Consider the following 24690-nt stretch of genomic DNA (forward strand, 5'->3'; position numbering starts at 1 on the left):
TCCCTTTCCAGCTTACGCGCATTCAATCAGGCATCAGGTCGGTGAGCGCACGACGGGCGTCCGCCTTGTCGGGATCTATTTCCAGCGCACGGCGGTAAGCGGCCGCAGCTTGTTCCCGGTCACGTTCGACGCCGGCTCCCGCGTTGTAGGCACGGCCGAGATTAAGGCAGCCGTCGGCATCGTCCAACTCGCAGGACTTGCGAAACAGTTCCGCGGCCCGGACCGCATCCTTGACTACGCCGCTGCCATTTTGGACCAGCGTACCCAGGTTGCCGCATGCCGAGCCATCGTCGTGCTCGCATGCTCCGATGTAGAGCGCGGCCGCCCTCTTGGGGTCTTTGCGTACGCCAAGGCCCTGGTCGTAGACCACGCCAAGGTTGTAGCAGCCGCCCGGATCTTCACCCGCGCATGCCTTCTCGAATAGCCGCTTGGCGCGCTGCTTGCTGACCGGGACGCCGGCTCCCAGCGAGTAAGCGGCGCCAAGGCTGGAGCAGCTCGCGAAGTTGCCTGCATCGCAGGCCGCATCGAAATAGCGGAAGGCCCGCACGACGTCCTTGGCGATCCCCTCGCCTTTCACCAGCGCCAGGCCGAAGTTGGCGCAATCGGAAGGCCCGCCAAGTTCACAGGCCCTGCCGAACAAGGCGGTCGCCCGCTCCGCATTAGACGGCACGCCCTTGCCCGAATGGTAAGCGATCCCCAGGAAGGTACAGCTATCGCTGTCTCCTCCAGCGCAAGCCTTGTCATAGAAGACGGCGGCGCGCACCGGATCCTTGTCCACGCCGTCGCCTTCGGCGTAGCGGGTGCCGAGTTCGGCGCAGGAACCAACGGTTTCGCCGACGCAGGCATCCTCGAGCTGCTTGATCTCAGCCGCATCGTCATCCAGGCCTTGAACCGGCGAAGTCACGGCAACCTCCGACGATGCCTCATCGGGCAATGCTGTCTGCGCAGCAGCGGCGGGTTCTTCCTCCGACGGTACAGGCGATACGCTCTGCACCTCCCGAACAGACATCGCCTCGTGCAGATCGTGGGCGTCGTCTGGCTTGTTGCCCTGTGCGATCAGCGCCTCGGCAAAGGCGACTGCGTCGATCGCCAACGGAAAGAGGTCATTGGCGACCCGGTGCCCTTCATCGCCGCATGCAAAGCGCAGTTCCGCATCACCCAGGGAATCGGGCGCAACCGCCTGCATCGGCATGGGCCGCGAATTGCCATCGCCGATTTCCCGGCCCTGCTCGTCGAACCGCAGCACCTCCAGGGTTTCAACACGGCGTGTGTCGCAACGGACCCGACGGTGCGACTTGGTCATGACTTCAGGCTCGCCAGGACGGATGACATACATCGCCCAATAGCTGGCGACATCCTTGCGCCGTTCGATCGACTGCGCGTCCACGTATACGACGCGGCCGGGCCCGCTGTTGACGTACCACCACTCGGATGCACCCGCAGGGACGGATGCCAACGTGACTGCAGCCGCGGCCGCCTTGAGCCAGATATAGTGTCGCATCCGTTTCACATCACCAATGAGATCGCGTTAGCAGGCGCATCGAGGGGCAAGGAAATGTCCTTGATGATACTAATGCGTATGGACCCAACCGATCGCGCGCCAAGAAGAAAATAATGAAACTATCAATGATCGACACGGCGGCCTTGCTGGTCATGGCTATGCTTGCCGGCGCAGCGCCATCCCTGGCCCAGGACGCCTTCGACGCCAAGACCGTCAGAGTGATCGACGCATTGAACTGCCGTCTCACCGCCCCCGAGTACAACGGGTTCGCTTTTTCGATCAGCGGCGAAGACGGCATAGGCGCATCCTGAAGGCCGCAGCGGCCGCTTGCGCATACAAGACCGGCGGAGGAAGCCAAGCTCAACGCAATGCAGCCAAACGCCTTATCTGAACCCACAGTAACACAGGGACCAATCTGTGCCGATGCTGACCGGCCCAGGCCGGTCAGCCTTTCAGCCCAGCTTCTGCATCGGCCGCACCGGACAACCTGTTGGGAAAAGCCGGCCCGCTCCTATTTTATGAGGAGCAAATCGCCGCGACCTGCGCTTCTCTCCCGCCCTTCGAAGTTCGGCGGCGGAGTGAAATAATGAGTGTGGTTGCTGCGGTTCTCTACAGAAATGGTCAGCGCGTCCGGGATATCGATGTGGCCGAAAAGGTTCATTGCCCCGACGATCGGTCGGAATTCGTATGGATCGGTCTGCTCGATCCAACGCCTAAAGACCTGCGTTCTCTACAGGAGCAGTATGGGCTGCACCCTCTCGCGGTTGAGGACGCCATCAGCGGCAAACAGATACCCAAGGTGGACGTCTACCGGGATCAGCTGTTCGTGACGGCGCGGACCGCCGAACTCGTCGGCGACGAGATCCGTTATGGTGAAGTTTCGATCTTTGTCGGGCACAGCCACATCATCACCGTTCGCCATGGTCACGAACGCGAGTTCACCCGGTTGCGAGGCCAGCTCGAGCAAGACCCCGGAATGCTGCAGAAAGGGGTAGACTACGTCCTCCACGCAATCCTCGACTATATCGTCGACGGCTACCTCCCGATTATAGAGACGATCGAGGAGGACACCCTGGCGATGGAGCGACGCACGGTCGACAGTTTTCTTGGACGCGACGAGGTCATCCGGATCTTCAGTCTGCGCCGAGAAATAATTCGCTTTCAGCGTGTTTTGATCCCGATGGGCGAAGTCGCCGCCAAGTTCGTCAGGGCGGAGCTGCCCTGCATCGATCAGGATGCGCGGCCTTATTTCAGCGACGTCAATGACCACGTCCTCCGGGTCCAGGCCATGGCCGACGGGCTCAAGGAAATCCTTAACTCGGTCTTCGAATTCAGTAATCTTCTGGAGCAGCAACGTACCGGCGCGATTACCCGCCAGCTGGCCGCATGGGCGGCCATCCTAGCCGTGCCAACCGCCATCGCCGGCATCTACGGGATGAACTTCAAGAACATGCCCGAACTCGAAACGCGTTACGGATACTACGTTGTCCTAATGATCATCAGTTGCATCTGCTTGCTACTTTACACCCGGTTCAGGAAGCTGAAATGGCTTTGACCCGCACCACTTGCTAGGTATCGTCACGCGGCGGCGGGCTGGCCTTTCAAAGGTAAGCCGACCACGGCACCGAATCTCTGCTAGAGGGCAAAACGCTGCGTGGCGATTGCGCTCACTTCCACGCGTTCCGTGATCATGGCAAATCGATCAGCGCCGACTAAGACCTCAGCAGGCACTGCGCGGCAGTTCTCGGTAAAGGCCATCCCGCGCCGGAGGCACCAGCGGTATGAAAAACCGCCCGATCGCCTCCTGCAACCTGATCGATTTCCTCAGCTTGGGAATAAGGGCTGATCGTCACGGGCTGATTAAGTAACTTGTTCCTTTCGCCTGCGCGCCACACTGGTCGCAAAGGGTTATATCCAAGCGCTAACATGTTGACACATCAGGCTTTGTAAAATTGCGCGATCGCCGCACCGGTTTACCCGGCTTGATCAGCGGGCACGAGCATTATCTGATTCGTATCACTAATTAGCGGTGAGACGCGTTCCGTGAACGGCACAGGTGCGACGCGGGACGAGTGCAAGCCGACCTATTTTGCTCGCGACACGCTGTTCCCGGCACCAACAACTTTCACAATGGGTTTGCTCCCGTCCGGCGTCGTCCAGCTGACCCGATTACTTGCGCCCGTGATGCGGATGGATCCTTTGCGGGCAAGGTCGACGCGCACCCGATTGTCAGCTCCTTCAATCACCAGCTCGGCGCATCCGCCTGTCACGATAATAGTGTTGCCGGCGCCGGTGATAGCCGCCGTCCCGCCGTCACAATCCAGGGTTGAAGTCTCGCCGGCGCCCTCGAAAGAACTCTGTGCGCTGAGGGGAACTGCCGCGATAAACGCTAAAGCAGCGACGGTGTATCTAACCAACGGCATAAACGTCCTTTCCATCCGATATTACTGGAAGCGCCGGTTCCAATGAACCAGAGCCTCTTAACGCCAGCCATATCTTCTGCTTCTGCGGCCCGCTCGATGACAAAAGCCGCGGCCTCGCGCCGGGTTCCGTCCACCACCGGTCTCATGTGGCCGCCTCCTTGCTATTCGAGAAAAATCTCGCCGTCTCCGACTAATTTGGATGCTTTATTTTCTTGAGCGCCTGGCATTTAATGGCCCGATGCGCCCCAAAGTAACGGAAAACTGCTGCCTCGCTTCCTCGAGCATATGGGCGGTATCGTGCCGATGCCAATTCACATGCGTAAAACGCGCTCCTCGCGCAGTGTGAGCGAATTAAGCGCGCGCGTAATGCAGGAACTTCGCCAAGGCTCGGAGCGCGAAAGACGGCCAAGAGGGTGCGACGCTTATCGCACTGCCTAATCCTGTACCTTCGCCAGCAATCCAATCAAAAGCGGGCCAAGTCGACGGATCTCTTCTTGATGTGTGGCGCTCAAGGCTGCCAGTGTCTGATGGCCACCTTCTGTCAAATTCAGCACTGCCTGCCGCTTGTCCCCGTCAGAGCGGCCCCGCTTCACAAAGTCGAGGGCGACGAGCCGGTTGACCAGCCCCGTCGCGCTGTGGGGCTTCACAATAAGGCGCTCCGCCACATAGCCGATCGTAGCCGTACCGGCCGGAGCCGCACGGATCACCAGCAGAGCCTGATGCTGCTGCGGCGTCAGGCCGCATTCCTCGGCTTTTTGCTCGCTGAATGTCTGGAACTGCCGCAACGAGAAGCGGAACTCTGCAAGGGCCTGATAATCGGCGTCAGTCAAACGGGAAGGCATCAGTCCAGTCGCAGGGACAAGATGTGAGAGTCAATCTTGATATATATCGTAGTACGATATATTTGACACCATCTGCCACTGGTGACGAGTTGCCTTTATGACCTTTCCCGCGTTCCTTCGGCGCTCCCGCCCACTTGCCGACCATAGCGCAGACACACGCATGCTTCTGTTGGCGGCCGCTGCGCTGGTTATCGGAACCGGCGGGGCACTCGGGGCTTGGGTACTTATCAAGTCTATTGCCGTTGCCACTAACTTGTTCTGGTTTGGGCGCCTTTCCGCGTCGCCAGCGGCCATAACCGATAACGCGCTGGGGCTCTGGCTTGTTGCGGTGCCAATACTTGGTAGCCTGATTGTCGGCCTGATGGCGCGGTTTGGCTCTGACAAAATCCGAGGCCACGGCATTCCAGAAGCAATCGAGGCCATCCTCTACGGGGAGAGTCGGCTCTCGCTAAAGGTTGCGCTGCTCAAACCGCTTTCCTCCGCGATTTCCATAGGCAGCGGAGGGCCATTCGGCGCGGAAGGCCCGATCATCATGACTGGCGGGGCGATCGGATCGCTTTTTGCGCAGGCGTTCCACTTGAGCGCTGCAGAGCGCAAAAGCCTCCTCGTGACCGGTGCGGCAGCGGGCATGACGGCAATCTTCGGTACGCCCATTGCAGCCATCCTACTCGCCATCGAGGTCCTGCTTTTCGAGTGGAAACCACGCAGCTTTGTGCCGGTTGTCGTAGGCGTGCTGACTGCTTGGCTCTGGCGCCCCTTCCTTATCGACGTCGGGCCGCTTTTTCCGGCGCATCATAGCCTGGCTCTGGACGCCGAGGTCCTTGGCATCGCCCTCATTGTCGGCATCCTGACCGGTAGCCAGGCAGCCCTGCTCTCCAGCCTTTTGTACAAAGTCGAGGACCAGTTTGTACGGCTGCCGCTTCACTGGATGTGGTGGCCGGCAGTGGGCGGTCTGGCCGTAGGCACTGGCGGTCTTGTCGACGCGCATGTGCTCGGCGCCGGCTACGACAGCATCCAGGGCCTCCTCAGCGGTTCCCTGCCACTGCGGGCGGCGATCGCACTGCTGGTAATCAAGGCGGCCGTCTGGTTGGTCGCGCTGGGCTCGGGCACCTCTGGAGGCGTGCTGGCGCCGTTGCTGCTGCTGGGGGGCTCGCTCGGATACCTCTTGGGCCAGCTTCTCCCGGGCGGCAGCGCACTTTGGGCATTGGCGGGCATGGCAGGCATTCTCAGCGGCGCGATGCGTGCGCCTCTTATGGCCGCTCTCTTTGCCGTTGAGCTGACCGGTGATTTCACGATGCTTCCCCTCACCCTTGCAGCCTCCGTCGGAGCCTATGCCGTCAGCGTTCTCGTCATGCCCCGGTCCATCCTCACGGAAAAGATCGCACGGCGCGGGCGGCATATCCTCCAAGAGTACACTGTCGATCCATTTGAGTTTCTACAAGCCTCACAGGTGATGACCGAGGGGCCGGAGACGCTGTCAGAAAAGATGACCGTCGCAGAGGCCATCGCTTTCTTCGGCGGCCAAGCGCGGCATCGTAGCTACCCCGTCGTCAATCACGAAGGAGCACTGCGAGGTCTGGTGTCCCGTTCCGATGTTCTTTGCTGGCGCGTGGGTGTATTTAGGGATGACGTCACGCTTGCCCAAGTCCTTGAAGACGTGTCGCAATCCCAGGGCAGTCCAAATGATCCGATTGCCCGCCTTGCGGATCTGATGGTCGAGACAGGAGTGGGGCGCATCCCTATTGTCGAGCCGGTATCCGGCAAGGTTGTGGGGATCCTTACGCGGCATGACCTGTTGAAGATCAGACATGTCCACCGTGGATCTGAGGTTACCCGCAGCCGCGGCGCACCGCCGCTTCATAAGCAGGTGCAGTAGCGCTGCGTGCCGAAAAGCAGTTCTAAAAATTCTAGCCGGCGTAGTTCAATTTGACAAACAGGCGCTTTTCCCGCCGCTCGCCTATCCAACGGTGATAACGGCATTCCTGCAGATCGCGCGTGCGACCGGCTTACTTGGCGAGCCGGTATCACGAGGAGCGAGGATCCACGATCTTGGTCCTATCTTCCCGGTCCGTTCCCTCGAGCGATGCGGGTAGCCATGTCCGCAGGCTGCGGATCAGGTTGAGAGCCAAACTGTTCCAGCCAGCTACCGTTGCCTGGGCTCTCGTCGTGGTGACGAACGCGTGCATTGTCCCATGCAGCCCATCAGGTGGTGGACGGATGCAAAGGCAACTGCAATCCCAAATACGGTCTTGGACCAGATGCTATTATCAGATCGGATCATCGCAAATGAGGTGTAAATGGCCGTTCGGGAGTTGGAGAATTCGCCGGATATCGATATGAAGCCCTTCAAGCAAACTCGCAGGTGAACGTGATGCGTAAGCTAATCCCGCTTCTGGTAGTGGCTGCTATAATCGCAGTGTTGGCGTTCTGGCATGGAGCAACTGGATCCCCCGTATCAAGGGCCGCGCTTTATCTCTTGCCGGTACTTTTAGCCATGCAATTCGTTGTTCGCTCGTTCCGGAGAGTACATTCTAATCAGCCCTGAACCAGTTTTCCTGGAAGGGATGCGAGGCTCAATTGTCCGCTCGGCCGCTGACCTCAGCCTCCAAACTTTCGAAGAGGACGGCACCACCTCACTTCATACGAGTGCGGCAATTTCCATCGCGGTACGTTCGCCGCTTTCCATCGCCGATTCCATGCCGAAATCGAGCCGCCGGGTATGTTCTCCTGCGAAGTGCAGGTTCTGCCAAGGGTTGGCCAGCGTGCGGCCGAACGCATTGACCTGACCCGGCGCGAGGCTGAAGCCGCAGCCGAGTTGATTGGGATCGCGCAGCCAGTCCTTGTAAGTCGCAAGCCTGATCAGCCCTTTGGCGGCGGGGCGCATGCGGACCAGTTCCGCCTGGATATACGCCTCCGCTTCGCCATGCTCCATCCGGGAGATGGCTTGGGCTACGAGCCCGACCATGACTACCATCGCGCGGTGGCGGCCTTCGCCGGTGTGGTTGTCGATGGCCCAGAACATGCCGATCGGACCGTCGGTGGAGAACGAGGGTGGCAGTCCGTCTTCCTTCCAGAACGGCTTTTCGACCGTCACGTACATGCGGGCGGTATTGGCATATGGCATTGTATCAATTGCCTTGCGCTGTAGCGGATTGTCCTTCGAGGCGATAATTTCGACCTTGCGCAGCACCGAGAAAGGGATTGCCGAAATCACGAAGCGCGCCGAAACCACGCTGCCATCGGTGCAGATTACGGTTGCGCCCTTGCCCGTCATCTCGATCCGGCCGACCTTGCGGTTCAGGCGCACCGCCTCGCCCAACTTGGCGCCCATCGCCAATGGCAGCATTTGGCACCCACCGACGATATTGTTGGTGGAGGCCAGGCCATCGACCAGGTTATGATCGTTCGCCTCGCCAAAGGGATGATCGCGGCTTTGCTGGACCGGCGGCGGTGGTCCGTTGCGGCGATCCACCCCGCCGCGCGTCTCCTCCTGCCACATGCGCAGCATCGAGGTTTCATCGATGCCTATGCCCGGTGCCGAGAAGCTCGCCAGTTCGATCGCGGCGTCGGAATAGCCGTTGCGCTTCATCAGTTGGCGAAGCGAGATATCGTACCGCGCAAACTTCGGGTCGAGCCACTCGTCCACTTCCTTAAGTGGATTGAACTTCGCGGTCACTGCCTGGCCCATCAGAATCGGGTTGATCTTGCGCTCGTCGCCCACGGTCCTGTTCAGCGGGTTAGTATCCCATGTCTTGGGATCCACCCAGGCGCCTTTGATATATCCGCCGAAAGAAAGCAGATCCCGGTCTTCGGATATTAGCTTGAGATCGTAGCGCTGGCAGGCGTCGAGCACGCGGGCATAGCTGCGACCGATCTGGCTGGCGCCGACATCTATCGGGCCATCGACCGTCTGCACGGTCTGGACGCGCCCGCCAATGCGGTCGTTCGCCTCCAGCAGAATGACGGTCATGCCAAGTTCGCGAAGCAGTTCGGCCGAATGGAGGCCCGAAAGACCCGCACCGATGATGACGACATCGGCCTTCTCAGCGGCGAATGTCATGCGCGGCAGGGCGAGCGAAGCGACGCCGAGCGCGCCGGTGCCAAGTAACGTGCGACGAGTGAGCATGATGGAGTGTATCCAGTCGTGAATGTACGGTGAAACACACCCCGGACGGCGCCGCCGCCCGGGGGAGTACGTCGTCAGAAAGCCAGCTTTACCTGCACGCCTGCCGTTCGCAGTTCGGGCAGGCCGACCAGCACGGCATTATAGACCGCAAAGCTTTCGGTCGGAGAGATAGCCCAGTTGTCGTCGATGCTGGTATAAGCCTTGTTGTTGAAGACGTTGTTCACGAACAGCTCCAGCGAGGCCTTGCCCTTCGACAAGCCCGTGCGCAGGTTCACCAGGTGGCGATCCTGCGTCTTCACTATGTTCGCCTGATCCGCCCAGACACCCGATTTGAAGCTGTAGTCGCCCCGCGCGAACCAGGTAGCATCTTCGAAGCCACGAATGTCACCGCCAAACTGGACCCCGACGTTGGCCGACCACTTCGAGGTCCGCGCCATCTCCTTGCCGTCGAAATTCGTGATGCCCGAATAGGCGCTGACAGACGGACTGACGAACTTGTTTATGTCGGTCCCGGTATAGGCGCCAGAAGCGTCGATGCTGACGAGGTCGGACAGCCTCCAGTGTGTCTCGAACTCGGCGCCGTAAAGGTCGGTGGCGCCGGAATTGTTCACGCCGCTGAACAGGGTGCCGTCGAGGATGAAGCTGTAGGCGGTGATCAGCTTCTTCCACTGTGCATAATAAACGGCCGCTGTGTAGGTCAGCGAACCGCCCAAGGTCTTGCCTTTGATACCCGCCTCGTAGTTTGTCAGTTCTTCGGGATCGACGGTCAATGGAATACCCAGCGCCGCCGCCGCCGCCTGCTGCGAGGCCGTGGTGGTAGCGGCAATCATGAAGCTGTTGAACTGCGAGGGGTTCACGCCCTTCGAGTAAGAGGCATAAACCATCAGGTCCGGGTCGATCTGGAAATTGGCGATCACCCGGGGTGTGAAGTTCTTGAACTTGCCGCCCACCAGCTTGCTGTTGGCCGTATAGAAACCAGCGGGGATGTAAGTCGAGCCTTGAACCGTCTGGCCGTTGGGGCCAGCGAAGACCGTGATGTTATCGACTTGGTAGCGTCCCTCGACGCTTACCGAGAACTGATTGGTGAAGTCGTAAGTCAAACCGCCGAAGACACCGTAGGTCTTGTTGCCGTTCTTGCCAGTGGTCCCTGGACGGCCGCCATACATGGGCGTGCCGCTGCCGGTCTGGGTCGTCGCTTCGAGATAGCTGACGCCGACCACGCCGTGCGCAGCGCCGAACTCGTAGTTCACCCGGCCCTCGCCCGACCAGTCACTCGTCTTGCGCTCAATCAGGTAGGGGAAGTCGTAATAGGCGCCATTGTAGTAGCTGGCGCCGGTGAATGCCGAAGAATTAAAGCCGTCGAGATCGACCAGCGTAGTCCATTTTTCCGTGTTATGGCCACCAAGCAGCGAGATCGACACGTTGTCGTTGATCTCATAGTCCGCGGTCAGGTGGGCATGGGTAGTGTAGCGCAGCAGGCCGTAATGATCGACCGTGTCGTCCGCCGAGACCAGGCGGCCGGCGGGATTGGCGAGCCAGTCCTGCAGTTTGCTGGTGAAGGCTGTATTCGCGCCGACCGGGTTAATCAAGCCGGGTGTGGTGCCGCAGATGAACGCGCGGCCGGCGGCCGTAAAGCAGTTGGACTGGTTCTTGTAAACCACAGTGCCGCCTGGCGTGGTGATGTCCTTGGCAACGATGCGCGTTTGGGCCGAAGCCCCGTCCTCGTCCTTCGTCCACATTGCAAAGGCTTTGATGGTGAGCCTGTCAGTGGGCTTGGCAACGATCAGCGCGCTGGCATTGCGGGTCGATTCGTCGCCCAGTGTGCTGCCGTCGTAGCTGTTCCGCCACGACCCGTTCTTGTCGAAGCCGTCGGCGGTGACGCGGAACGTCAGCGCGTCGCCCAGGATCGGTCCTTCGATCGAACCACGCAGGCGCCAGTTGCCACGCGTACCGACCATGCCGGTGACTTGTCCATGCCATTCGTCGGTCGGAACCTTGTTCACGAAGTTGATCGCGCCCGCAAACGTGTTTCGGCCAAAGTAAGCGCTCTGTGGGCCCTTCAGGATTTCGATCCGCTCGGGATCGCTGATGGAGGTGAAGGGTGAAGGCGATGCGACCGGCACCCCATCAACGAATAGCGAGGTCGTCGTCGCCGTAGTCGAAACCGGCGTGAAGCCGCGCAGCGAGATCTGCTGGAACGAGCGGTCGGCGTGCCCGGAGGAGGAATTGTTGATGTTGATCCCGGGCGTGGAACTGGCAAGCGACTGCATCGAAACGATACCCTTGGCCTCCAGCATTTCGGAGGTAATCGCGGTGACCGTCACCGGCGTCTTGAGCAGACTTTCCTCACGCTTGCGTGCGGTCACGACGATGTCGCCTCCAAGCGGTTCGGCCAGCTTCGCCCGTTCACTCGGCGCCGTTTGCGCTACCGCTGGCGAAGTCCAGCCTAGCAACGCGGTCGACAGTGCAGTGGTCAATCTTAGGACACGGCAGTTAATGTTCATGATTAAGCCCTCAAGTTGGCCGAAAATCGTGATTTTTCACGGCTATTCGGATCAGTTCCCTGTCAAACGAACATATGGGGAGATGACGCCCGAGCTACCCAGGCTTGAGCGATCGGGCCGGTGTGCCCAGGACGGTTGGCCAGCCCATGCTCCCGGCCGCAATGGCCTGTTCTCGATAGGCGATCAAAATTCACCGATGTCATTGATGCATGATCGGTTCGCCGTGAACGTCATTCGCGTTGCACGAACGGAGCAGCCGCCCCGAAACTTGCTGGGGTGCACCGCTTTTCCGTTCAGCGGTCAGTTCGGGGAATCGGCATGGCAGGTTACCGTGTGTTCATCAGGTCCAGGTGGCTTGCGAAAGAGCCTTTGCTTTTTGGGCTTAGCTTCAAGCAACTGTGCGTGCACTTCATCGGCATCCCCGTGTTCCTGGGTTTCGTAGCCGGTTGGCCACAGGCCGGGCGCACGGTAGCTTGGCCAAAAGAGCATGCCGTCCTGTTCTGGGTCGGGCTTTCGATGTGCGGATGGTGGGCGAACGACATGGTCACGCGCGCGCTATCCGGCTGGCTGCGCGAGTTGGGCATTCCCCTGCGGGGTACTTTGATGGTCGGCGTGGTGGTAGCTTCATTACCCTCCGATGGGGCGCTGAAACTTTGGGTGCACGCGTATCTCGCGATGTTCCCCGATCTTCCGATGACCCGCCCCTTGCCGCAAATTCATTTGGAGCCCGTACTTTTCCTGAAAACGCACATCTATGGCTTCATCGAATGGCCATTGATCAATCTGGTGCTTTTCCATTTATGGAAAATGCCTTGTTTCGGCTACCTGCCTCCCAAGGAGAACGACCAACCGCCCGAGAGTACAAAAGCGGTGCTGCCATTCATGTCGAAAGTGCCCATTTCGCTGCAAGGAGAGGTGATTGCACTGGCGGCCGAACAACATTACCTTCGCGTATACACCAGCTTGGGCGAGGCGCTGATCCTGTACCGACTATCAGACGCCATGCGCGAACTCGGCGCACGCGGCATGCAGGTTCACCGGAGTTACTGGGTTTCCTCTGGAGCGGTGGTGAAAGTGCTCCGGAGCAGCGCATCACAAATTCTCCTCTTATATAACGGACTGGAAGTTCCGGTCAGCCGATCCTTCCGCAAGATCGTTGAACAAGCTTCATACCTCCAACTGGCCCCTGCTTGAAAACGACTGGAATAAGTACGCTTGGGAGCCGCTGGCAGCCTCCCTTGGCGTCCCGTAGCCCCAGGCTCACCGCTATGTCTTTCGACAGCATGCATTCGAAACGACGCAATTGCAGCACGACGCGCGCCTGGGCCGGGAGAATTTCCTTCAGTTTCATCAACCGCTAAAGTTCAAGCTGGCCCGATACGACCGCGAACCGACCGGGCGCACCTCGGAGGAATTCATAGCCTCCACCTCGCGCCCCATCGCTGCTCTTGCACGCCCTGCCCCTTACTGTCCCCTTTGTTGCAAACTGTGTGTATGGCGCGCGCATTCGTTAGATGCCAAATTCGGCGTCGCCCCTCATCGCCGGCCGAAATTAGGCCTTATCCGCCATGTCCCGCGGCGCGCTTGTCGCGCATGCTTCCGGCGGAATCGGAGATACCCATGTCCTCTATCCGAGCGCCCCAGGCGCATCTCGGCTGGTTCAAACGTCGCCGCGAAATGAAAGTCGAAGACGTCACCCTGGTCGACCGATCGACGCTCAACCGTGCGGTAGGTGCAGCGGCGCTGGGCAATGCGATGGAGTGGTTTGACTTCGGCGTCTACGGCTACATCGCCGTCACATTGGGTCGGGTGTTCTTTCCCACAGGTAACCCCACCGCACAGTTGATCGCGACCTTGGCGACATTCACCGCCGCGTTCTTGGTGCGTCCGCTGGGCGGGATCGTCTTCGGGCCGCTGGGTGACCGCTACGGCCGCCACAAGGTGCTGGCATTCACCATGATTATGATGGCCATCGGAACATTCTCGATCGGGCTGATCCCCAGCTACAACAGCATCGGCATGGCCGCTCCGGCGCTGCTCCTGGCGGCGCGGCTGGTCCAGGGCTTCTCAACTGGTGGCGAATACGGCGGCGCAGCGACCTTCATCGCCGAGTATTCTACGGATAAGAAGCGCGGCCTGATGGGCAGCTGGCTGGAGTTCGGAACTCTTGGCGGCTACATCGCCGGTGCCGGCACGGTGACCGCCCTCCAGATGTCGCTGAGCGATGCGGACATGCTCGCCTGGGGCTGGCGCCTCCCATTCCTGATCGCGGGACCACTGGGCCTGCTGGGCCTTTACATGCGCTTAAAACTGGAAGAAACACCCGCGTTCCAGGCCTATTCCGAAGAGGCGGAGAAGCGCGAAATGGACCGTCCCGGGCTGGGTGACCTGTTCCGCGTGCACTGGCGCCAGCTACTGAAGTGCGTCGGTCTGGTTCTGGTCTTCAATGTCACCGACTACATGCTGCTCACGTACATGCCGAGCTATCTCAGCGTTACCATGGGTTACGCGGAGAGCAAGGGGCTGCTGCTTATCATCCTGGTCATGCTGGTGATGATGCCGCTTAATATCGTCGGCGGCATTTTCAGCGACCGTCTTGGCCGCAAGCCGATGATTATCGGCGCATGCACCGCGCTGCTGGTTCTTGCCGTGCCCTGCATGCTGCTGATCGGCACCGGAAATAACTGGCTGATCTTCCTTGGGCTGATGCTGCTTGGCGTGGCGCTGGTGTGCTTCACCAGTTCGATGCCCTCCACGCTTCCGGCGCTGTTCTATACGCCGGTGCGCTACAGCGGGCTGTCGATCGCTTTCAACGTGTCGGTATCGCTGTTCGGCGGCACGACCCCGCTGTTCACGGCGTGGCTGGTGGATGTGACGGGCGACCCGCTGGTACCGGCGTATTACCTCATGGTGGCGGCAGCGATCGGCATTTTCACAATGCTGACGGTACGCGAAACCGCCGGCATGCCCCTGCGCGGATCGCCCCCTGCGGTCGAGACAAAGGCGGAAGCGCGTGCCCTGATGGCTGGCGATCAACCCGTCACCGTCGACCGGGTGCTACCCGGTTCGAACAGCCCTGCCGTAACGCCGGTGCTCAAGCCGACGCCGCGCCACGCCTTGATCTGACCGGGCAATATTGCGTAGGTAAGCGCCGCCCGCCAAGGATTGCGAACAACGATCGATGCGGCCCTGTCGATCGAACTGAAAACAGGATAGGTATCCCGTTCCGCCAGCAGTAGCGAACGGGAATGCCATGCTCAAAAATAGTAATTCGATCCCGGACTATCCCTATTACAACGATGTCCCGACCAGCATAAGCTGGCGCGACTGGATCATCGTGCTGCTGGCGCTATGCTTTGGCTTTGCCGTGCTTGTGCAAGTACCGCACTTCGCATGGCTAAGCATGACGGCGGACACCGTGCTCCGATCGATCCTGTTCGGGGGTATTCCAATGGCCGCCTTCGCATGGCGCTTTGGAAAGTATTGGACAGCAATTTTCCAATTATGGCGCTGGAATTATCTTTGGTGGGGTCTACTCTTTGGCATAATCAACTTGGCCTTCACCTATGCTATCGGGGCATTTGCAGTGTCCCATATGCATCTCGTCGACAACGGCGTGGGCGACGGCATCAGCCGAGGCGAGATCGCCGGCGGGCCTGCCGTGTTCTACATCAGCACCGGCATCCAGTTGTTTGGCGAAGAAGTGTTCACGATATTGCCGTTTCTCTTTCTGATGTGGCTGGGCGCGAAAGTGATGGGGCTCTCGCGCGGCGGCGCAATTCTCCTCGCCTGGATCGGCTCTGCCCTTATCTTTGGGGCGATGCACCTGTCGACCTACGGCTGGAACGTGGCCCAGGTATTGTTGCTGATAGCCCCCGTCCGGCTGGTCCTGACACTCTCCTACATGCAAACCAAAAGCATCTGGACTTCGACTATTGCCCACATCCTGAACGATTGGACCATGTTCACCTTTCTTATGGTCGTGCGCGCTATGACCCTGTCAGCGTGAGGTGATTGTCGAGTGGTTGGGGGCATTTATTTTGGTTATGCTTCATTCGTGAATGAAGCCAATTTTTAAAAGACTATACTGCTTGCCCCTGTTCCTCGACGAAGGTTTTGAAGTCTTCGACCGGCAGGGCGCGTGAGAACAGCCAACCTTGCGCAAAGGGAACGCCCTTGTCCCGCAGGTAATCGGCCTGCGCCTGATGTTCCACTCCCTCCGCGATTATCTCCACCTTCAGCGCCTGCGCAAGGTCTATGATATGCGCGATAACCGCGCTTTTAGCCGAGGCGATACCGATCGTGTCGACGAAGGACTTGTCAATCTTGAGCGCATCGAAATCGATCTGCTGAAGGTGGCCAAGGCTGGAATAGCCGGTGCCGAAATCGTCCATCGCCACGCGGTAGCCAACCGCATGTGCCTTCGAGATCGTGTCACCCGCGCTGGCCTGGTCCATGAACGCCCGCTCCGTCGCCTCTAGCCATACTTGCCCGGGCTCTATGCCATGCAGTTTGTGCAGCCGCTCCAGCGAGGCAAGGATACGGTCGGTGGCGAACATCTCTGCCGACAGGTTGATGGCAATGTGCAGCGACCTGTCGCGCGACAGCAGCGGACCGAGGTCCGCGCCGACAAGGTCGATCACCTGTTCGGTCAGGTCCCACATCATGCCGGCATGTTCCGCCACGGGCACGAACAGCTCGGGACTGATCCATCTTCCGTCAGCTCTACGCCAACGCAGGAGCGCTTCGGCGCCGATACACGTCGACGTCGCGAGGTTCATGATCGGCTGATAATGCACGGTGAATTCGCGGGTGCGTATCGCGCTGGCTAGTTCCGCGCGAAAAGATAGTCGCTGGCGCGATCCCCATACCACGATCGAGACGATCAGCCCGGCGAGAAACAGGGCGATGGGTATCAGTAGCAATTGCCCGCGTCTCAGCGTGTCGAGAACCGCAGGCCGGCGCTCCATCGCTATTGCAGTCCAGTTGCGGGACCGCACGACGCTGACTGACAACGCTCCTTGCGTAAAACTGCCCTGACGCCGCGAGAACGCGCGGACAAGCTGCTCGTCCGGCTCGTTCAGGGCAGCGATCATACGGCCATCGTTGGTCGAAAGGGCCAGCCTGACCTGGGGCTCTGCGATCACGTCGACGAAGCGCACCGGGTCCAGCAGCACGTTGTATTGGCCCGAGCCGAAAGCAAGTTTCCGGGTTCCACCCTTCAGCAGGGGAGGGATCGCCAGAGTGACCTGAAGACCGCCGGCAATGGCAAAGTCAGGTTTGATCGCCGGCACCGTGCCCTCAACCGGCCCCCAGGACGTACAGCGCAGCAAGCCACTCTCGAAATAGCCGACTTCCTCGATCGCAGGCGTATTGAACACCACTCGCCGCATAAGGGCGACATGCCGAGGCGAGCAGGCCGGTGCATCGTTGCCGGATAACTCTATAAAAGCCGCTTGCGCCTGCATCGCAGAGCGCTGGGCCCGCAGCAGCACCCGGTCTGCAACCGCCCGCAGCTCGGCCTGTTCATCTTCGACCGCAAGGGACCAGGTGATCCAGAGCATCCCGGCGACGGGAACGAGTGCACCGATGACCGCCAGGAAAGAGCCGACGATGAGAATGCGTGACCGGCGCAGGAAGTCCTCCATCAAAGATGCGTCTAAGGATTTACTATATCAGTATTTATCCGATGTCTTGTGGGTTCATTCGGATATGTCCGTTCGTGCATCGTGGACCCACAATTCGCGCTGGGGAAAGGGGATGGTAATTCGGGCGGCATCCAGTGCCTCGACGATTCCGAAGAACAGGTCAGAGCGCACCGAAAGGCGCACGTTCACGTTGTCCACGAAGCAGAGCAGCTTGAGATTGATTGCGCTATCGCCAAGCCCGTCCATCACGACCTTCGGCTCTGGATGGGCAAGGACGCGGGCATGGGCAGACGCAACCTCGATCATCGCCGCCTTCACCTTTGCCATGTCGCTGCCGTAGGCCACGCCTACCGGCAGGGTAATGCGTCCCTGGCTGCCGCCGTAGGTAAGGTTGGTAACGCTTCCCGACACCAGTTCCGAGTTGGGAATGATCAGTTCGTGCTTGTCGAGGGTCTCGATATGGGTGGAGCGGAAGGCGATCTTGCGCACATGGCCTGAAAAACCCGCAACTTCGATCCAGTCGCCCTCCTTGATCGGGCGCTCAATGAGCAGGATCACGCCGCTTACGAAATTGGCGACGACCGACTGCAGACCGAACCCGACGCCTACCGATAGCGCGCCCGCGACAAAGGCCAGACTGGAAAGGTCCAGACCGGCGGCGGTGATCGCCACCACGGCGGCAAGCGTGAGGCCGATATATCCCAGCCCGGTAAGGATCGCTGCACGCGCGCCGACATCCACGCGCAGACGGTCGAGCACCGTATAATGGAGCAGGCGCTGCAACCAGCGGGTCAGTGCGTAGCCGATCAGGAAGACCAGCCCGAAGGTCATTACGCTGCCGAAAGAGACACGGATTGCGCCGAAGGCGACACCGTTCTTCATCGCCAAAATACCATCGACGATGCTTTCCGCGCTCGCCCCCCACGTGATCGCGACAAGTGGCACAATGACAATGAAAATCAGGAAGCCGAACAGGAGCGGCAGCAACTGAAAATAGCGCGATTCCGCCTGCGCACCGCGCACGACAAGCAGGCCCGCCGCCTCGGTCAGCGAGCGAAACAGGAACAGTGCCGTGCATATGATAGCAAGCGAGATAATCGTCGCAAAAAGGACATAGCGTGAAAGAGGGACGAAACCGGCAAACGCAGCCAACGGCGAGAGCACGGCCACCGTTGTCATGAATGCCGCTGCCGGATGCAGGACATCTATGCTGCGTCCGGGATCTTGGGCATGCTCTGCCTTGTTCGCGCTGCGGGCGCCCTGACCATGGCTGACGGTACGCGCCAGCCGCCACAGGCACAGACCTGTCGCCGCCACGATCGCGAAGCCCGCAAGCGCGCAAAGCGCCGGCGGATTGCGCGGCATTTCCTCGAAATTGTCGAGCAGCGAATCTGCGGCCAGGCAAACGCCCAGCGCCGTCGCCAACCGCAGAGCGCGGGCCGTTGCTCCATCGGGAAGCCGGATGAGCCGCGCCGGGGGAAATGCCGGTGCGAACAGGCTCCGTGCCAGCCAACGCGCATAAATGACGGTCATCCCCGCACCGACAATATTCCCGCCGAGCGAGGCCAAGACCGGCATATCCGCATCCACCAGCCGCATCAGGACGAACACGAGCAGCAGCGCCGCCGCAGGGATTACCACATCAAGCAGGTCGCGCAGAAATGCGAGGCCCAGCTTGCCGCGGGGCGAAGCTTCGCCCCGCCGCGCCTCCAGCAAGCAGCGCAAGGCCGCACGGCACCGGAAGGCCGCCCATACCGCCCCCAACCCCAAAACCACCGCCAGGGCGAGGCGAAACGGCAGAGGCATGACCTCCACTCTCGCTGGTGGCCGCGCTGCCGCGATCGATACCTTGGCCGGTCGGCCCAGTGCGCCGGAACGCAATTCCTCGCCAGCCGCCGCCCATGTTCCCGGCCCCAGGACCGACCGGTCGTGCGCGAGCAGCTTGGCGCGCCGCTTCTCACGCAGGATCTCGTCTATGTCGCCGATAAGCACGGAAGCCTGCGCGTGAATATCGCGCGCGGCGATGGCCGGGCCTTCCTCACGCGCAAGGTCTACATTCAACGCCGCAATCTTGGTCTTGACCCAACCGGGCTGTGCATGCCCCGTTGCGGGAGTATGATCCAGTTCGGCAAGCTCGGCTATCTGCGCCCCGACGATCCGCCCGCGCAGCGTGCCGCGCTGGACCAGTTCAAGCCCCTCTTCTCGTTGGATCGTCAGTTTGATGCGCAGATCCTGCCACTGATCGGCAGTTACTCCTTCGCGACGCGCCAGCGGAAGATCCAGCAGCGCTTCTGCCCCCGCGGCGGTCCTGCGCCAGTCACTAAGCGCCGTTCGGTCATCAGGAGCGCCCTGCGACCAGGCGGGCGAAGCCGCGACGGTCAGAGCCAGCACTGCAGCAAGGGCGAGCATCAAGCGAGAAATCAATGCTACCCCCACGTCATGCGATGCTGCATCGACCGGCATCGCTTATTTTGAGGAGGATCGCAAGGCAATGCCGGCTCAACTGTTCCCCGGCTATGGCCGCTTACTAGGGACAGTCCCAATCTCCACCATTTCCATTGCGGTGTTCCATTTTGGCAGACCGGGCCCTGGCTTCTGAGCTGGAGCGTGACGTTATTTTTTGAAAAGGTCGACTTGCCCGCCAATTCGCATGGCAATTTGTCTCACGAAATGAAGCTGCGCAATCCTGACTGGCGCGCCAGAACTTGCACTCGTCCGCTGCTGTCTGGCGCCTGCGACAACGAGCGCCGCACCGCCGTTACGCTCCGGGCCCGCTTGCAGTACTGCCCCGGACTATTAGTTCGTGCGGCAAGAGCAGATGCGACTGCGCGCCGCCCGCCTGTTTCCTGAACTGCGGATTCACCAATATATCGACAGCCGCACCGGCCATTTCTGCCTTGGGCTGACGGATGGTGGTCAGTTGCGGCCAAGCCGCGCGGGAAGATGCGGAATCGTCGAATCCGCAGATCGACAGCGCCTCGGGCACGGCGATACCCAGCTTCATCGCGGTAATGAGGGCGCCCAGCGCCATATCGTCGTTCGCGGCGAAAATGGCGGTCGGCCGCGCGGGCCCCGCCAGCAGCCGCTCGCCCAGTTCCAGACCGGCGCGAAAAGTGAAATCGCCGCGCAGCACTGTGCTTTCATCCACCGCGATACCGGCCGTCACCATCGCCTCGCGAAAGCCATCCTCGCGCCGAGCCGAGGAACGATGGCTCTCCGGCCCCTGAATGAAGGCGATGCGGCGATGTCCCAGCCCCAGCAGATAATCGGTCATCTCGCGTGCTGCGCTGCGATCGTCCATGCTCACGCTGCCCGATGCCGGGGCCTTTGAACTTGGGGCGACAAGGACCATCGGCAGCCCCGCCTCGGCGAATAGGGCGGTCAGCGCCGCTTCGTCGCAGATAGGCGGGGCGATGATCGCTCCGTCAAGGCGCAGCGCGGCGATGCTGGAGCGCACCTGACCCGCCCAGTTCGCGCCGCCAAGGTCAACCGGCTCGACGACAAGGTGATAGCTGCGCTCACGGCAGCGCATCAGCGCGCCATGCTGGACATCGGCCGCATAGCCTGAGACCGGGTCGTCGATGAACAGGCCAAGCAGATAGGACCGCGAACTGGACAGGCTGCGCGCGAAGGCATTGGGGCGGTAATCCAGTTCGGCGACGACGCGCTCCACCCGCTCGCGCAGTTCCGGGCGGACATGCGCTTCGCCGTTAATCACGCGCGATACGGTCTTGGCAGAGACCCCGGCGCGAGCCGCGACGTCCTTGATGGTGATGACACTCATGCCGGCACCCTGCGCGGAAAGGCACAGAAAATCGCGAACACTGCAATGGCGACATAGCATAGTGCAGGCAGCAGCAGCGCGGGCAAAAGGCCTATCGCATCGGCCAGCACCCCGGTCAGCATGGGGACGACAGCGCCCCCCACCACCGCCATGCACAGCCACATCGAGGCCAGCGGAGCAAGCCGTGAGTCGCGCGGCATCGCCATCGCAAAGATGGTCGGGTACATGATCGCATTGCACAGTCCCACCGCAATCAGCGCGGCCGAACCGGTCAGGCCGGGCAGGACGATCGCCGCGCCTGTCAGCAGCACCGCACCCAGCGCTGCATAAAGCAGCAGCGCCGCTTCCCCCACCCGTGTCATCAGCCAGGCCCCGGCGAAGCGTCCCACCATCGCCCCGGCCCAATACAGGCTCACCATCCGACCTGCGCTGACCGGAGATAGCGACAGGCGTTCGGGCAGCATCAATACGTTGGTCATCAATGTCCCGATCGTCACTTCCGCGCCGACATAGACGAAGATGGCGGCAGTTCCCCATAGCAGGCGTGGATCGCGCAGCACGGCGAATATCTGCCGGCTCCACCGCTCGGGCAAGCCGTCCGGCGCGGTAGCGGCATCGTGCAGCAATCCGCGCTGCACCAGATAGAACGTGGAAAGCGCCGCCAGCGCCGCCCCGGAAAACACGAAAGGCAAAGACGCCCTGACTGCCGCATCCCCGCCGGGGGCTACTTCCGCCAGCAGGAAAGGCGCGCTCAGCAGCGGCCCCATCACCGTGCCGAGCGAATTGAACCCCTGCAGAAGCGTCAATCGGAAAGCCGCACCGCGCGATGGGCCGATCACAGTAACCACCGTATTCGAGGCGATCTGCAGAACCGTCTGCCCCGCCGAAAGTAGCAGCAGCGCCCCCAGCACCAGCACGAACTGCCGCGCGCCCTGGGCAATCGCCAGCGCGAGGCAACCGGCGGTCATGACCGAAAGCCCGAAAGCAATCGCACGCATATAGCCGACTCGTACCACCGCGAACGCGGCAGGCAGCGCGAAAAACAGATAACTGGAGTGAAACGCCAGTTGAATCAGCAACGCCCCCTTGTAGTCCAGCGTCAGGATTTCCTTCAGTTGCGGCACCAGCAGGCTTACTGCGGAGCTTAGAAAACCGCCAATGAAGAACACCCCGATCGACAGCCAGAACAGCCGTTTTGCCACCAACTCCGAGGACTTACGCAAGACAATCGACGGCTGAGGAATGGTCATGGAAAGCACCTAGATCACCCTTGCCCGCTTTGCAAAAGGCCGGAGCAGATAGAACACCGTTTTTGACATCGATGTCAAATCACACGTTGACAACGATGTCAGGATTTGGTCTTTGCACTGCGACAACACGACGCATCTGGGAGGATGACCATGACGAGGCATGCACTCGTCGCGAGCACAGCGCTTGCGACTTGCCTATTTTCCGTATCCGCAGCTTACGCTCAGGACGCAGCAATGCCGCCGGCCGCGCCAGAGGCTGCATCCGACAATGACATCATCGTCACCGCAACACGCCGCGAAACCACGCTGCAATCCACTCCGATCGCGGTTTCCGCGTTCAGTCAGGATACGCTGAACAAGAACCAGGTGAAGGACGTCACCGACCTCGCCCGCTTCGTTCCTTCGCTCCAATTCAACCAGCAGGGCGACCAGTCCGCAGTGCTGCTGACCTTGCGCGGCATCGGCAATGACAGCGCCTATACCGAAGTCGCCGATCCCGAAGTGGCCATCTACATCGACGGGATCTATTCGCCCCGCTCGCAGGGCGCCTCGGTGCTGATGTACGATATGGAGCGCGTCGAAGTGCTGCGCGGCCCGCAGGGCACGCTGTTCGGACGCAACGCCACCGTCGGCGCGCTCAGCCTGATCTCGGCCAAGCCCAAGCTGGGCAAATTCGAGGGCAACGTCGAACTGACCGCCGGTAATTACGACCGCTTCGGCGTGCGCGGCGCGATCAACATTCCTGTGACCGACACCCTGGCCTTCCGCGTCGCCTTCGTCAGCGACCGTCACGAAGGGTATGCCGACTTCCAGCCCGCCCCGGACATCGCGGGCATAAACAGGTCGGCCTTCGTCACCACCGGTAAAAAGTATTATGCCGCCGACCAGCAATCAGGTCGCGTCTCGATGCTGTGGCAGCCTAGCGACCGGTTCAGCTGGAACCTCTCGGGCGAAGGTTTCCTCGATAACGGTGCGCCGGTCATCGGCCTGCTGCAGACGCCCCGCGCAGACACCAAGCGCTGGTCGACGCTTTCCGACACCGCGCCCGATACTGACCGCTACTCGGTCGCCGCCCGCAGTACGATGAACTACGACCTCACCGACGGCATCCAGCTAAGCTACATCGCTGGTTGGTCGCGCATCGGCGGCAGCACCCGAACCGACGCCGATGCGGGCGCCCTGCCCCCGACCGGGCTGGCGGACGCCGATGGCAACGACCTGCCGCTGGGCGCCTTCAACGAAAACCGCACGCTGTCCTCGCGCTATGATTTCCAGAGCCACGAGGTCCAGCTGAAGTCGACCGGCGAACAGGCCATCGACTGGATTTTGGGCGCCTACTACAGCCACGAAAAGAACAAGATCCGCTTCGATATCGACCAGCGCAACGGCTACCGCGACGGCACTTTCAGCTGGGCGGGCAGCTTCATCCAGGCCAACCGCCAGATCGACAGCCGCGCCGCGTTCGGCCAGGCGGTGTGGCACGCTACCGACTGGCTGCGCGTGACCGGCGGCCTGCGCTACACCTCGGACAAGAAGCAGGACATCGGCGGCCGCAACGTCACCTTCTCGGGTGATGGCTGCTCGGCGGCGGATTCCGCGCCCGGCGGCGCCTGCCAGGGCGGCATCTTCGGCGCCTATCCTGGCGCAAGCGCCGCCGAACTGGTCGCCCTGCTGCCCGGCTTCGGCATTTCCAACAACGACGTGAAGGGCAAGTGGGACAAACTGACCTACCTCGCCCGTGTCGACGCCGACCTTGCACCCGACACGCTTGGCTATGCCAGCCTTTCCACCGGCTTCAAGTCGGGCAACATTCAAGACAACGCCGGCCTGACCGACCCGGAAACGCTGACCAACTACGAAGTAGGCCTCAAGACCCGCTTCCTCGATCGCCGCGTCACGCTGAACCTGGCGGCCTATTATTCCGACTTCAAGGGATATCAGGTCAACCAGGCCGTCACCTTCCGCGACGCCGAGGGCAACGTGGTGCGCAGCCAGATCGTCACCCAGAACGCCCAGGGCGCAAAGGCTTACGGTCTTGAGGCGGAACTCAACGCCAACCTGACCAATGCCGACCGCCTGCAATTTTCCGGCACGCTCCAGAAGACCAAGCTGGAATTTCTGGAGAGCGTCGACGGACGGCTTTATGATGGCGGCAAGGCGTCCTCGATCGCACAGCTTCAGGGCAACGAACTGGCCCATGCCCCGCGCTTTTCGGCCAGCATCAGCTACGAGCACGACTTCGAACTGGCGAGCGGAGCCACGATCACCCCGCGCTTCACCACGCACTATGAAACCAAGAGCTGGCTGAGCTACTTCAACGGCGATTCCAACCCCTTCGTCAACGCCAACGATCCGGCGGACAACATGCCCGATCGCGGCACCAATGGCACGGACTGGGATCGCCAGAAGGCCTACTTCCGTTCGGACGCATCGCTGCGTTTCACGTCGGCGGACCAGAACTACACGGTCGAGGCGTTCATCCAGAACATCGAGAACGGCAAGATCCGCACGAATGCCAGTGCATTCGGCGCACCGCGCTACGACCCGGTGTTCCTGTCCAACCTGCAGTCGCCGCGTACCTGGGGCGTTCGCGCCCGCGCGAACTTCTGACC

The 24690-nt window shown here is 60.9% G+C and carries 16 protein-coding genes; 7 read left to right on the plus strand and 9 right to left on the minus strand.

The genetic code is table 11. The annotated features are described in order from the left end of the window. Positions 1–22: 22 nt before the first annotated feature. Entirely contained in the window at positions 23–1501 is a 1479-nt protein-coding gene (locus tag V474_RS09795; protein ID WP_059151307.1) for a tetratricopeptide repeat protein, read from the minus strand. A gap of 125 nt (positions 1502–1626) precedes the next feature. Between V474_RS09795 and V474_RS09800 the strand changes: the two genes are divergently transcribed. Next, entirely contained in the window at positions 1627–1812 is a 186-nt protein-coding gene (locus V474_RS09800; protein WP_059151308.1) for a hypothetical protein, read from the plus strand. A 275-nt stretch (positions 1813–2087) separates the two neighbouring features. Then, positions 2088–3056, plus strand: coding sequence for a magnesium and cobalt transport protein CorA (locus V474_RS09805; protein WP_059151309.1), 969 nt, complete (start codon positions 2088–2090; stop codon positions 3054–3056). A gap of 529 nt (positions 3057–3585) precedes the next feature. On the opposite strand, the gene V474_RS09810 is transcribed toward V474_RS09805, so the two are convergent. Beyond that, positions 3586–3939: a DUF3060 domain-containing protein gene (locus V474_RS09810; RefSeq protein WP_082699709.1), complete on the minus strand. Its 354-nt coding sequence runs from the start codon at positions 3937–3939 to the stop codon at positions 3586–3588. A gap of 419 nt (positions 3940–4358) precedes the next feature. Continuing rightward, positions 4359–4766, minus strand: coding sequence for a MarR family winged helix-turn-helix transcriptional regulator (locus V474_RS09815; protein WP_059151311.1), 408 nt, complete (start codon positions 4764–4766; stop codon positions 4359–4361). 160 nt (positions 4767–4926) lie between these two features. On the opposite strand from V474_RS09815, the gene V474_RS09820 reads away from it, so the two are divergent. Beyond that, on the plus strand, positions 4927–6642 hold the full coding sequence (locus V474_RS09820; protein ID WP_082699737.1) for a chloride channel protein: 1716 nt from the start codon (positions 4927–4929) through the stop codon (positions 6640–6642). A gap of 762 nt (positions 6643–7404) precedes the next feature. Here the strand turns inward: V474_RS09820 and V474_RS09825 are convergent. Both V474_RS09825 and V474_RS09830 read right to left on the minus strand, forming a co-directional pair. Continuing rightward, complete coding sequence (locus V474_RS09825; protein ID WP_059151313.1) at positions 7405–8892, minus strand: flavin monoamine oxidase family protein; 1488 nt, start codon at positions 8890–8892, stop codon at positions 7405–7407. A 74-nt stretch (positions 8893–8966) separates the two neighbouring features. After that, positions 8967–11396, minus strand: a complete 2430-nt coding sequence (locus tag V474_RS09830; RefSeq protein ID WP_059151314.1) for a TonB-dependent receptor — start codon at positions 11394–11396, stop codon at positions 8967–8969. 318 nt (positions 11397–11714) lie between these two features. On the opposite strand from V474_RS09830, the gene V474_RS09835 reads away from it, so the two are divergent. The 3 genes from V474_RS09835 (at position 11715) to V474_RS09845 (ending at position 15405) form a co-directional block, all read left to right on the plus strand. After that, positions 11715–12590, plus strand: coding sequence for a LytTR family DNA-binding domain-containing protein (locus V474_RS09835; RefSeq protein WP_059151315.1), 876 nt, complete (start codon positions 11715–11717; stop codon positions 12588–12590). Positions 12591–13016: 426 nt separating this feature from the next. Beyond that, complete coding sequence (gene proP / locus V474_RS09840) at positions 13017–14522, plus strand: glycine betaine/L-proline transporter ProP (protein WP_059151316.1); 1506 nt, start codon at positions 13017–13019, stop codon at positions 14520–14522. 127 nt (positions 14523–14649) lie between these two features. Further along, on the plus strand, positions 14650–15405 hold the full coding sequence (locus V474_RS09845; RefSeq protein WP_059151317.1) for a CPBP family intramembrane glutamic endopeptidase: 756 nt from the start codon (positions 14650–14652) through the stop codon (positions 15403–15405). A 73-nt stretch (positions 15406–15478) separates the two neighbouring features. On the opposite strand, the gene V474_RS09850 is transcribed toward V474_RS09845, so the two are convergent. The 4 genes from V474_RS09850 to V474_RS09865 all read right to left on the minus strand — a co-directional run bounded on the left by V474_RS09850 (position 15479) and on the right by V474_RS09865 (position 22078). Continuing rightward, positions 15479–17044: an EAL domain-containing protein gene (locus V474_RS09850; protein ID WP_082699710.1), complete on the minus strand. Its 1566-nt coding sequence runs from the start codon at positions 17042–17044 to the stop codon at positions 15479–15481. A gap of 54 nt (positions 17045–17098) precedes the next feature. Further along, a complete protein-coding gene (locus V474_RS09855; protein ID WP_169795055.1) occupies positions 17099–19453 on the minus strand; it encodes a mechanosensitive ion channel domain-containing protein in 2355 nt (784 codons plus the stop codon). A 349-nt stretch (positions 19454–19802) separates the two neighbouring features. Beyond that, complete coding sequence (locus V474_RS09860) at positions 19803–20828, minus strand: LacI family DNA-binding transcriptional regulator (protein WP_059151319.1); 1026 nt, start codon at positions 20826–20828, stop codon at positions 19803–19805. Then, positions 20825–22078, minus strand: a complete 1254-nt coding sequence (locus tag V474_RS09865; RefSeq protein ID WP_059151320.1) for an MFS transporter — start codon at positions 22076–22078, stop codon at positions 20825–20827. Before V474_RS09865 ends, V474_RS09860 begins: the two co-directional genes overlap by 4 nt. A 150-nt stretch (positions 22079–22228) precedes the next feature. On the opposite strand from V474_RS09865, the gene V474_RS09870 reads away from it, so the two are divergent. Then, a complete protein-coding gene (locus V474_RS09870; RefSeq protein ID WP_059151494.1) occupies positions 22229–24688 on the plus strand; it encodes a TonB-dependent receptor in 2460 nt (819 codons plus the stop codon). Positions 24689–24690 lie beyond the last annotated feature (2 nt).

Origin of the sequence: Novosphingobium barchaimii LL02, from assembly GCF_001046635.1 — a bacterium.
Classification (GTDB): Bacteria; Pseudomonadota; Alphaproteobacteria; order Sphingomonadales; family Sphingomonadaceae; genus Novosphingobium; species Novosphingobium barchaimii.

What these genes read in the sequence shown, in the direction of transcription:
- proP (WP_059151316.1), top strand. Translation starts at nt 13,017, where the DNA reads ATGTCCTCTATCCGAGCGCCCCAGGCGCATCTCGGCTGGTTCAAACGT.
- V474_RS09815 (WP_059151311.1), bottom strand. Translation starts at nt 4,766, where the DNA reads ATGCCTTCCCGTTTGACTGACGCCGATTATCAGGCCCTTGCAGAGTTC.
- V474_RS09800 (WP_059151308.1), top strand. Translation starts at nt 1,627, where the DNA reads ATGATCGACACGGCGGCCTTGCTGGTCATGGCTATGCTTGCCGGCGCA.
- V474_RS09860 (WP_059151319.1), bottom strand. Translation starts at nt 20,828, where the DNA reads ATGAGTGTCATCACCATCAAGGACGTCGCGGCTCGCGCCGGGGTCTCT.
- V474_RS09870 (WP_059151494.1), top strand. Translation starts at nt 22,229, where the DNA reads ATGACGAGGCATGCACTCGTCGCGAGCACAGCGCTTGCGACTTGCCTA.
- V474_RS09805 (WP_059151309.1), top strand. Translation starts at nt 2,088, where the DNA reads ATGAGTGTGGTTGCTGCGGTTCTCTACAGAAATGGTCAGCGCGTCCGG.
- V474_RS09795 (WP_059151307.1), bottom strand. Translation starts at nt 1,501, where the DNA reads ATGCGACACTATATCTGGCTCAAGGCGGCCGCGGCTGCAGTCACGTTG.
- V474_RS09830 (WP_059151314.1), bottom strand. Translation starts at nt 11,396, where the DNA reads ATGAACATTAACTGCCGTGTCCTAAGATTGACCACTGCACTGTCGACC.
- V474_RS09850 (WP_082699710.1), bottom strand. Translation starts at nt 17,044, where the DNA reads ATGGAGGACTTCCTGCGCCGGTCACGCATTCTCATCGTCGGCTCTTTC.
- V474_RS09820 (WP_082699737.1), top strand. Translation starts at nt 4,927, where the DNA reads ATGCTTCTGTTGGCGGCCGCTGCGCTGGTTATCGGAACCGGCGGGGCA.
- V474_RS09855 (WP_169795055.1), bottom strand. Translation starts at nt 19,453, where the DNA reads ATGCTCGCCCTTGCTGCAGTGCTGGCTCTGACCGTCGCGGCTTCGCCC.
- V474_RS09835 (WP_059151315.1), top strand. Translation starts at nt 11,715, where the DNA reads ATGGCAGGTTACCGTGTGTTCATCAGGTCCAGGTGGCTTGCGAAAGAG.
- V474_RS09865 (WP_059151320.1), bottom strand. Translation starts at nt 22,078, where the DNA reads ATGACCATTCCTCAGCCGTCGATTGTCTTGCGTAAGTCCTCGGAGTTG.
- V474_RS09810 (WP_082699709.1), bottom strand. Translation starts at nt 3,939, where the DNA reads ATGGAAAGGACGTTTATGCCGTTGGTTAGATACACCGTCGCTGCTTTA.
- V474_RS09845 (WP_059151317.1), top strand. Translation starts at nt 14,650, where the DNA reads ATGCTCAAAAATAGTAATTCGATCCCGGACTATCCCTATTACAACGAT.
- V474_RS09825 (WP_059151313.1), bottom strand. Translation starts at nt 8,892, where the DNA reads ATGCTCACTCGTCGCACGTTACTTGGCACCGGCGCGCTCGGCGTCGCT.